The 9,788-nt window shown below is 76.9% G+C and carries 7 protein-coding genes; 5 read left to right on the top strand and 2 right to left on the bottom strand.

Annotated features, from left to right (window positions below):
- Positions 1–1,253: 1,253 nt before the first annotated feature.
- Together D459_RS0120315 and D459_RS0120310 are read right to left on the bottom strand one after the other, a co-directional pair.
- Positions 1,254–2,216 (bottom strand): ketopantoate reductase family protein, encoded by a 963-nt coding sequence (locus D459_RS0120315; RefSeq protein WP_017594841.1) that lies wholly within the window; start codon positions 2,214–2,216, stop codon positions 1,254–1,256.
- Positions 2,217–2,256: 40 nt separating this feature from the next.
- On the bottom strand, positions 2,257–3,183 hold the full coding sequence (locus tag D459_RS0120310) for a ketopantoate reductase family protein (protein WP_241485084.1): 927 nt from the start codon (positions 3,181–3,183) through the stop codon (positions 2,257–2,259).
- 161 nt (positions 3,184–3,344) lie between these two features.
- Here D459_RS0120310 and D459_RS0120305 point away from each other — a divergent pair, with 161 nt between their 5' ends.
- The 5 genes from D459_RS0120305 to D459_RS0120285 all read left to right on the top strand — a co-directional run bounded on the left by D459_RS0120305 (position 3,345) and on the right by D459_RS0120285 (position 9,751).
- The gene (locus D459_RS0120305; RefSeq protein WP_051065493.1) at positions 3,345–3,902 is read left to right on the top strand and encodes a GNAT family N-acetyltransferase; all 558 of its coding nucleotides are present in this window, start codon (positions 3,345–3,347) and stop codon (positions 3,900–3,902) included.
- An 88-nt stretch (positions 3,903–3,990) separates the two neighbouring features.
- Complete coding sequence (locus D459_RS0120300; RefSeq protein ID WP_020380269.1) at positions 3,991–4,947, top strand: tetratricopeptide repeat protein; 957 nt, start codon at positions 3,991–3,993, stop codon at positions 4,945–4,947.
- A gap of 153 nt (positions 4,948–5,100) precedes the next feature.
- Positions 5,101–5,766, top strand: coding sequence for a pyridoxamine 5'-phosphate oxidase family protein (locus D459_RS0120295; RefSeq protein WP_017594837.1), 666 nt, complete (start codon positions 5,101–5,103; stop codon positions 5,764–5,766).
- 27 nt (positions 5,767–5,793) lie between these two features.
- Complete coding sequence (locus D459_RS0120290) at positions 5,794–7,068, top strand: hypothetical protein (RefSeq protein ID WP_017594836.1); 1,275 nt, start codon at positions 5,794–5,796, stop codon at positions 7,066–7,068.
- Between the two features lie 649 nt (positions 7,069–7,717).
- A complete protein-coding gene (locus tag D459_RS0120285; protein ID WP_026120586.1) occupies positions 7,718–9,751 on the top strand; it encodes an FUSC family protein in 2,034 nt (677 codons plus the stop codon).
- The last annotated feature ends 37 nt before the right edge of the window (positions 9,752–9,788 follow it).

The raw sequence follows: 9,788 nt of genomic DNA, 5'->3' as shown, positions 1-9,788 counted from the left end.
TGCGCACCGCGAGAGCACCCCGATTACATCTACCAGCGAGTAGTAAGCCCCCAGACCCCCACCGCCCCCTCACCGATCACCCAGAGTGGTCAAGGCGGGCCCTCCCTGCAGGGCAAAAGCGACATCTCGCCTTCGTGCCGCCCCTGTCCGGGTTCCGGCCCCCTGCCTCTCGGCCTTCCGGGCGCCTCGAACCCCCGAACACCGGCCCGATCAGGGCCAATCGGGCCTCCCGGGGCCCGATCCGGCCCAGGGTGCGCGCCCGGGAATCACCGGGGTGCTCTCGCGGTGCGCAGGGCACCCCACCCCACCATCACCCTGCGTATTCACCCAGGTCAGAGAGGGGCAGCGGTTTCAGAGGCGGCCGGCCCCGGCGCCCGAGCGACGCGGGAACGGCGAACCCGCCCCCGGCCCGCCCCGGCCGCCCCTCCCTGCTCTGCCGCACCCGACCGACCAGCCGGTCCCCACCCGCCGCCTGCTTGAACCCCGCCTCGCGAGACGCCGCGCCCGGGCGACCGCCTCCGCCCCGCCCCTGCCTTCGCCGTCGCCGCCCGCTTGGACCTTCGCTCCGCGGGGCGCCGCGCCCGACCGACCGGCCGGTCCCCGCTGCTGCCCTCGCCGCCCGCTTGAACCTCCGCTCCGCGAGGCGCCGCGCCCGGCTGGGGCGCCCGACCCTGCCCCTACCGCTGCCGTCGCCGCCCGTCTGAACCTTCGCTCTGCGAGGCGCCGCACCCAACCGACCGGCCGGTCCCCTGCCTGCCCTCGCTGCCGGCCTGAGCCGTCACCCCGTGGGGCGCCGCGCCCGGCCGGGGCACCCGACCCCGCCCATACCTGCGCCGTCGCCGCCCGTCTTGACTTTCACCCCGCGAGACGCCGCGCCCGACCGACCGGCCGGTGCGCACCGCCGCCGTCGCCGCCGGTTTGAGCCGTCACCCCGTGGGGCGTCGCACCCGACCGACCAGCCGATCCCCCCGCTGCCGTCCTCGCTGCCCGCCTGAACCCCGACCCCGTGGGGCGCCGCGCCCGACCGACCAGCCGATCCCCCTCCCCGCCCTCGCCGCCCGTCTGAACCTCGACCTCGTGAGGCCCGCGCCCGGCCGGGGCGCCCGGCCTCGCCCGCCATCCCTTCTTTCACCCTCGCTGGGATGTTCGGTGAGGGCGGAGCCGCCGCCCGCCGTCGGCCAGCAGCGGACGGCGGGCGGCGACCCGCGACGGACGGCGCTCTTCGGGGAGGAAGGGAGAGAGCCCGACCGGGATCAGCCCGCGCGCAGGGCCGCGTCGACCTGTTCCAGGTCGGCGACGATCCGCTCGGTCACCGGGGTCGGGACGCCGGCCTCGCGGGCCCGGCGGAGGAAGGCGCCGCCGAGGGCGTCGACCTCCATCGGCCGGGCCGCCTCCCGGTCGCGCAGCATGGAGGGCTTGGTGTGCGCCGGGATGCCGTCGGCCATCCGCAGCACGACACCGGTGTCCAGGTCCACGCCGTACCGCCCGGCGACCTGCTCCACCTCGGCGGCCACCCCGAGCAGGTCGGCGCGGCGGTCGGTGCGCGCCCCGCCGATGGGCAGGCCCGCGTGCGTGCACACCAGCGCGGTGGGCAGCAGGAAGTGCAGCTTCTTCCAGAGCACCTCGGCCTCGCTCTCCCGCACCTCGACGTCGAGGCCGGCCGCGCGGACCGCCCCGACCAGCGCGTCGAACCGGTCGCCGGCCGCCCCTTCGGCGGCCAGGTCCAGCAGGGCGAACGGGCTGCTCTGCACGATCCGGCCGGGTTCGACCCGGGTGGACTCCACCCGGATCGCGGCGCCCGCGACCCGCGCCCCGGGGTAGGCCCGGCGCAGCACCTCCATGTGCTCCAGGCCGTTGAGCAGCGGGACCACCAGGGCGCCCTGCACCGCCTCGGCCGGGACCCGCTCCAGCGCCTCGTGCAGCGCGGTGGCCTTGCAGCCGACGAAGAGCACGTCGGCCCGGCCCTCCAGGCGGGGCGCCGCCGACGGGTGCACGGTGAAGTCGCCGAACAGCTGCGACTCGACCCGCAGGCCGTGCTCGGCGATCCCGGCGGCGGTGGACTCGGTGGCCACCACGGCCACGTCGCGGCCGTCCCGGGCGAGCAGTCCGGCGAGCAGGCCGCCGACCCCGCCCGGGGAGAGCACCGCGATCCGGCCGACCTCTCCGCTCTTCCGGGCCGCATCGGCCGCCCCGTTCCCGTACTCGGTCTCCGCCATCAGCAGCTCCTCCGTCGAACCGGTCCGTGCGGGTCGCCCCTCATGCTTCCAAGCGGCCTCCGGCCGGTGAGCGCCGGGGGCGGTCCGACCGCTCGGCGTCGGCGCGGAGCAGCTCGGCGGTGATCCTCTCGGTGACCGGGACGGGCACCCCGGCGTCTCGCGCGGCGCGCAGCAGCGCACCGCCCAGGGCGTCCACCTCCATCGGCCGCCCCTCCTCCCGGTCGACCAGCAGCGACGGGCGGGTGTGCGCGGGCCGTTCGGCGACGGTGCGCAGCACCGTCCCGGTGTCGACGGTGACGCCCCGGGCCGCGGCGACCCGCGCCGCCTCCCCGGCGATCGCCTCGATGTCGGCGCCGCGCTCCTCCCGGCAGACGCCGATCGGCGCCCGCTGGTGCGCGCAGACCAGGGCGGTGGGCAGCAGGAAGGCGTACTTGTCCCAGAGCAGTGCCTCGCCGTCGGTCCGGACGTCGGCGCCGACGCCGGCGGCGCGCAGCGCCTCGGCGGCGGCCTCGGCCCCGGGGCCGGAGAGCTCGACCCGGTTGTAGGGGCTGGTGTGCCGGATGACGCCGGGCGCGGTGCGCTCGGCGCCGACGTGCACCGCGGCCGGCAGCACCCGCGCCCCCGGGTAGACCCGCCGCAGCAGGTCCATGTGCTCGAAGCCGTTGAGCAGCGGGACCACCAGGGCGTCCTGCACCGCCTCTGCCGGGACCCGCTCCAGGGCCGCCTCCAGGTGGGTCGCCTTGGGGGTGACCAGCAGCAGGTCGACCCGGTGCCCGAGTCCGGCCGCGGCCCCGACCCGGGCGGTGAAGTCGCCGTAGGCCTCGGAGGCGACCTCGATGCCGTGCTCGCGGATGCGCGCCGCGGTGGACTCGGTGGCCACCGCGGTCACGCTCCGGCCGCTCCGGGAGAGCAGGCCGGCGAGCAGGCCGCCGACCCCGCCGGGACCGAGCACTGCGAATTCTTTCAAAACTTTCTCTATCATCACGTCCGGTCCTCATTTTCCTTGTGTCGTCCCCGCGCCGCACCGGTCCGGCACGTAGTGTCAGATTCACAGCTCAACCGGGGCACCGGGGAGAGCTTTCGGCGGAGATGATCCGCACCGACGCGGGCGGAACGGGTGAGAAGAACATGCAGATTTCGTTGGCGACCAAATCGAGCACCGCGACCGACGGCGTGCTGCGCTACCGCTTCCTCGGCCACCACGAGATCGAAGAGCTCGCCGAGCTGTGGAACGTGGTCCACGAGGAGCACACCGCCACCGCCCCCGGCCTCCAGGACGTCCTCGCCTCGGTCGGCCCGGACGAGGCCTGGCGCCGCCGCCGCGCCCAGTACCTGCGCTGGCTGCAGGACCGCGAGACGCTCGCCGTCCTCGCCGAGCGGGACGGCGCGCCGGTCGGCTACGCCATGGTGACCCTGCGGGACAACCCCCAGGGCAGCTGGGACCGCGGCGAGCGGGTCGCCGTCGTGCAGACCCTGGCGATCCACCCCGACGCGCGGGGCACCGGCGTCGCCTCCGGCCTCCTGGAGGAGGTGCGGCTGCAGGTCGCCGCGCAGGGCGTCCGGGACATCGAGCTCTCCGCCCCGGCCGGAAACCCCGGCGAGCTCCGCTTCTTCGAGGAGGAGGGCTTCCGGCCCTTCGTGACCACCATGGTCTGCCGGATCGGCGGCACCGGGGCCCTGGACTGAACGCACGGCCCGCAACGATACGCGGCGGACCCCGCCCCTGATCCCGGGGGGCGGGGTTCGTCGTCCCCCGGGCCTAGGGTGCGTCGGCATGACACCGACACCCCCAGCGCCCGCCGAGGCGGCCGGCTCACTGCTCGCCCGGCTCCGCATCCGGATGGATCTGGAAGGGGCCCCGCTCCCAGAGGAGAGCAGGGCCGTCTTCGCCGAGGCGCGCCGCCTCTACGACGAGGCCGAACGCTCCCCGGGGGACCCGGAGGCGCCGGCGACCATCGCGATCGGCCGGGCCTTCCTGGCCCTGCTGGAGCTGCGCGCCTACGCGGAGGCGTCCCCCTGGTCCGAGTGGTACGACGACGAGACCGGGCCCGCCCTCGACGAGGCGGAGGAGGACGACGAGGAGAACGGCGGCGCCGGGCGGCCCCTCGCCGAGGAGGCGGCGCGCGCCGCCCGGGAGGCGTTCGACGCCGATCCCGCCGACCCGCTGGTGCCGTTCTGCCTCGGCCTGGCGCTGAAGTGGCTGGGCGACGGGGAGGGTGCGCGGGCCGCGTTCTTCGAGGCGGTGCAGCGCGACCCCGGCGACTTCGAGGCCCTGGCGCACCTGCACGAGCTGGGCGGGGAGCCCGCCGCCCCGGACGGGGCGCCCGCCGCCCGGTGGCACGCCTTCGTCCTGGTGACGGAGAGGGTCCGGATCACCAACTCCGACTGGGCGACGGTGGTGACCGCCTACGGATCCCCCGCCGCCGCCCGCACCGCCGTCGACGCCGCCCTCGACACCTACTTCCAGGACGACATCGGAGACGACCGCCTCGGCGATTTCTTCCAAGTGCGCCTGGAGGTGCACGTCCCTCCCGGCCCGGGGGAGGCCGCCCCCGACCGCCGGGGCACCGCCCTGGACCCGACCCCGCACATCCGCGGCTCCGGGAAGGGCTTCTCCGTCGACTGGGCGGCCGTCGGCCTCCCCGACCGGCTGGAGGCCCCGCTCCCGCCCGGCCGCCCGGTGCGGATGGGCGGGGGGATCTGCTTCCCCGGCCCGATCCTCCCCGGCTGACCCCTTCCGGCCCCTTCCGCGGCCCGGCGCTCCGCCCCGGCCCGGCGGCGTCCCGCGCTCCCCGTCCTTCCCGCGGCCGTTGCGGAGCACTTCCACGCCCATTACCATTCAACTAGTACATAGTTCGTTTGTTTCTGGAACAAAGGTGGTCCCGTGAGCAGCCCCGCCGAATACTCCCCGACACCGCGCACGGTCCCCACCCGGTCCCGGGAGCGCGCGGCCTACGACACCGAGACCGTGCACGCCATCCTGGACGACGGCCACCTGTGCCACATGGGCTTCGTCGCCGACGGGCTGCCGGTGGTGCTGCCCACCCTCTACGCCCGCGTCGGCGGCACCCTCTACCTGCACGGATCCACCGGGAGCCGGCCGCTGCGCACCGCCTCCGACGACGGCCTGCCGGTCTGCGTCACCACCACCCGCGTCGACGGCCTGGTGCTGGCCCGCTCCGGCATGCACCACTCGATCAACTACCGCTCGGTGGTCGCGCACGGCACCGCGCACCGGGTGCAGGACCCCGAGGAGCGCCGCATGGCGCTGGACGCCCTGGTCGACGCGGTGGTCCCGGGCCGCTCGGCGGACTGCCGCCCGGCCGACGCCAAGGAGTTCGCGCAGACCGCGGTCCTCCGCCTGGACCTGGCCGAGGTCTCGGCGAAGATCCGCTCCGGCGGCGTCAACGACGACCCGGAGGACGCCGGCCTGCCGCACTGGGCCGGCGTCGTCCCGGTCACCACCTCCATCGGCGAGCCGATCCCCGACCCGGGGCTGCCCGCCGGCACCCCGCTGCCGGACTACCTCCGCCGGTTCACCGGCGCCTGAGCCGCCCCCGGCCGCTACCCTCGTCGAGTGGCCGACGCGAACACCTGCAACTTCCCCGGGTGCGACCGCCCGGTGCCCCGAAGCTCCTCCCCTGGGCGCCCCCCGGAGTACTGCGACCTGCCCGAGCACACCCGCTGGCGCGCCTGGCGGGAGCGCCAGCGCATCCAGCAGGAGGCGGAAGCGGAGGCGGCGCGCGCCGCCGAAGCGGCCTCCGAGGAGGCCTCCGGCGGGGAGGACGGCGCTCCGCCGCCCTCCCCGGCCGCCTCCGCGCCCGTTCCCGCCGCCGCCCCGGTGACCGACGCGCGGCTGCGCGCCGACGACCTGCTGCGCCGGTTCGCCGTGCAGAGCGAGCAGCTCTCCGCGACCATCGCCGCCGCCACCGACGCGTTCCGCACCATGACCGACCCGGCCACCGCCGAGGCCCAGGTGGAGGCGGCCCGCCTGGACGCCGACCGGCGGGTCGCCGGGGCCGACGCCGCCCGGCTGGAGGCGGAGAACCGGCGCCGCGCCGCCGAGGCGGAGCGGGCCCGCGCGGAGGACGCCGCCGCCTCCGCGGTGGCCGCCACCGGCGCCGCCGAGCGGATGGCCGACACCGCCCTCGCCGACCGCGACGCCGCCCGGGCCGACCGGGACGCCGCCGCGGAGCGGGCCCGAGCCGCGGCCGAGGAGCGCGACGCCGCCGTCACCGAGGCCGGGGAGCGGGTCCGCGCCGCCGAGGCCGGAGCCGAGCGCGCCGTCGCCGAGGCGGACCGGCGCACCGCCGAGGCCGTGCACCGCGCCGAGCAGGCCGAGACCGCCCGCGAGCAGTCCGAAGCCGCACGGGCGCGGGCCGAGGAGGCCGGGCGGAGCGCCGAGGCGGAGTGCGCCCGGCTCCGCGAGCTGCTCTCCGCCGAGCGGCGCTCCCGGCAGGAGGCCGAGTCCCGGCTGGAGCGCTCCGAGGAGCGCCTCTCCGCCGCGCGGAGCGAGGCCGAGGAGGCCAGGGCCCGCGCCGCGGCGGCCGAGTCCGAGGCGGCCGCGGAGCGCGAGCGCGCCGCCGCCGAACTGGAGCGGTCCCGGGCCGATGCGGAGCGGGCCCGGGCGCAGGCCGAGGAGGAGCGCGCCCGCTCCCGCACGGAGCTGGAGCAGCAGCGCACCGCGGCGGCCGCCGCGGCCGAGGAGGCGCGGCGGGCCGCCGCCGACCGCCTGGCCGCGGCCGAGGACGCCCGCGCCCAGGCCCTGCACCGCGCCGAGCGCGCCGAGTCCCAGCTCGACGACGCCCTCGCCGAACTCAAGCGGCTGCGCACCGGCCCGCCCGAGGCCTGAGAGACCGCCGGACATGCGCCCGGATCCGCACGTTCACGGCCGACGGCACCGACCGGGCGGCCGTCCGCGCCCCCATCAGCCCCCGGCCGATCCCGGCGCTTAACAGGGCCGATGCCCACACGGGCGGCGACGGTGGAGGTAGGAAGAGGCAGGGAGCACCAGGCCCCCCGACCGGGCGCGGCGGCACCTCGCGGAGCGGGAGTTCAGGCAGGCCGCAGTGGCAACGGCGGCAGCGGAGGAGGAGACAGACGGCGCCCTCGGTCGGGCACAGCGCCTCACAGGGCCGGAGCTCAAACGCAGCGACGGCAAAGGAGGGACCGGCCACACGTCCCACCCGGCCGGGGCTGCCCGACCCCGCCCCTTCCTCTGCCGTCGCCGCCGGCCTGAAGCCCTGGTCCCGTGAGATGCCGCCGCTCCGGTGGGTCGCTGTTGCGGGGCCGGAGAGGCGGGTGAGGCGGGCCCCGGCGGGCGGTGTGCGCGGGGGCGGTTGCGTCCGAGCCGTGCCGCTGGGGCGGGCTCGCAGGCGAAACGCCCGCGGAACACTCCTAACATTGGGGGCGTGACGGATCAGGGGACGACGGAGAGCGGCAAGGCGGACCCGGAACCGGACCCGGCGGCCGGCGTTCCCGAGTGGAACCCGCCGACCCGGATGCGGGCCGAGGTCGCCGACCGGCCGCGGCACAGAGTGGACCTCAAGGCCCTGTTCGGGCTGGCGTCCGGCGGATGGGCGTGGACCACGGCCGCCAAGGCGTCCATCGCCATGGGCACCTCGTTCACCCTGGCGGCGCTGCTGTTCGGCGCGCCCGCCGGGGCGCTGGCCGCCCTGGGGTCGATGACCGTCCTCTACGAGAAGAACACCCCCTACGCCTACCGCGCGGTGGCGCTGGCCGTGGTCGGGCTCGGCTTCGTGGCCAGTGTCGCGGTGGGCTCGCTGGCCTCGCTGAACCCGTGGGCCGCGGCGGTCGCCATCGGCGCCGTGGCCGGCATCGCCACCTGGCTCTGCCAGGCGCTGCGCGCGGACAAGCCCGGGCCGCTCTTCTTCGTCATGGTCTGCGCGATCTCCAGCATCGCCCCGGGCGGCATCGCGGCGGTCCCGCTGCACGCCGGCGTCGCCGCGCTGGGCGCCGCGGTGGGCTGGGCGGTCTCCATGTCCGGGGCGCCGATGCGCAGCCGGCACCCGGAGAACCGGGCGCTGGCCGACGCGTTCCGCAAGCTGGCCGAGCTGCTCCGCGCGGTCGGCACCCCCGACCTGGACCACGTGCAGCACGAGGCCTCGCTCGCGGTGGCCGAGGCCTGGCGGCTGGTGCTGCTCGGCCAGACCCGCGGGTACCGGGACACCGCGCAGGCCGCGCGGATGCGCGCGCTGCTGCGCTGGGTCTCCGACATCCACCTGGCCGCGACCGACGTGTCGCTGGCCCGGCGGACCCCGCTGCCCGAGGAGGCGGCGGCGTTCGCCGACGAGCTGGCGGTCGCGGTGGCCAGGCCGGAGCGCTGCCCGGACCCGGCCCGGCTCGACCCGGTCCGCAGGGGCCTGCGGCCGCGCTCCCTGGAGGCCCGGCTGTACTCCCGGCTCTCCCGGGCCGCGCAGGCGGCCCGCAAGCCGACGCACGCCGACGAGAGCCGCGGCCTGGAGCTGTACGACCAGCGCCACCCCTCGCTCGGCGACGCGCTCCGGTCCAGCCTGAGCCGGGACTCGCTGGTCCGGCCGACCGCGCTGCGGATGGGCATCAGCGTCGCGATGGCCGGCCTGCTCGCCCTGGCCCTCGGCTTCGACCGGTTCTACTGGGTGTCGATCAGCGCGACCTCGGTGCTGCAGGCGGGCAACGTGGTGCTCACCGTGAACCGCTCCGCGCAGCGCGCCCTGGGCACCCTGATCGGCGTGGTGCTGGGCGCCGGGATCCTGATGCTGCAGCCGCCGCTGGCCGCGGTCATCGTCTGCGCGGCGCTGTTCCAGGGCCTGACCCAGCTGGTGGTGGCGCGCAACTTCTTCTACGCCAGCATCCTGATGACGCCGATGGCGCTGCTCACCGCGAGCATCGCCGCCCCCTACCCGGTGGAGGCGCTGGCCGAGTCCCGGGTGCTGGACACCGTGCTCGGGGCGGTGGTGGGCATGGCGGGGGCGCTGCTGCTCTGGCGCCGCGCGTCGGCCTCCCGGCTGCCCCAGCTCATCGTCGGGGTGCTGGACCGGACCCGGGCCTCGGTGCTGGCGGTCCTGGATCCCGACACCCGGATCACCCCGGAGCGCCGCTACGTGCTCCGCCGCGACCTGCGGGCCGCGCTGATCAGCCTGCGCGCGGTCTACGACAGCGCCATCGGGGACGTGCCGCGGGCCGACACCACCCAGCCGCTGTGGCCGGTGGTGGTGGCCGCCCAGCGGGCCGGCTACCTGGCGCTGTCCACCCTGGCCCTGGAGGACCCGCCGACCGCCTCGCAGATCACCCTGCAGCGGCTGGACCTGGCGTTCACCGAGCTGATGGCGGCGATGCGGGAGCGCCGCACGCCCCGGCTGGGCGCGCTGCCGCGGCTGGTCGACTACCCCAGGATCAACATGGAGCTGCGGGTGCTCTCCTCGTCGATGCGGACCGCGGTGGCCGAGGACGAGCGCACCGCCGCGCTGGAGCAGGAGCGCCGGGCCCAGCGCGAGCAGCGCCGGGCCCGCGAGGAGGCCGACGCCGACCTGTGACCGGGCGGCGGGGCCGGCCGGCCCCGCCGCCCGGCCG

This window comes from Nocardiopsis potens DSM 45234 (assembly GCF_000341105.1).
Classification (GTDB): Bacteria; Actinomycetota; Actinomycetes; order Streptosporangiales; family Streptosporangiaceae; genus Nocardiopsis_A; species Nocardiopsis_A potens.
The sequence above is the reverse complement of the archived record's forward strand: the minus strand, read 5'-3'. Positions and strand labels throughout refer to the sequence as shown.

Coding starts and splice junctions, on each gene's coding strand:
- D459_RS0120315 (WP_017594841.1), bottom strand. CDS start 2,216: ATGGCGGAGACCGAGTACGGGAACGGGGCGGCCGATGCGGCCCGGAAG.
- D459_RS0120305 (WP_051065493.1), top strand. CDS start 3,345: ATGCAGATTTCGTTGGCGACCAAATCGAGCACCGCGACCGACGGCGTG.
- D459_RS0120300 (WP_020380269.1), top strand. CDS start 3,991: ATGACACCGACACCCCCAGCGCCCGCCGAGGCGGCCGGCTCACTGCTC.
- D459_RS0120285 (WP_026120586.1), top strand. CDS start 7,718: ATGCGGGCCGAGGTCGCCGACCGGCCGCGGCACAGAGTGGACCTCAAG.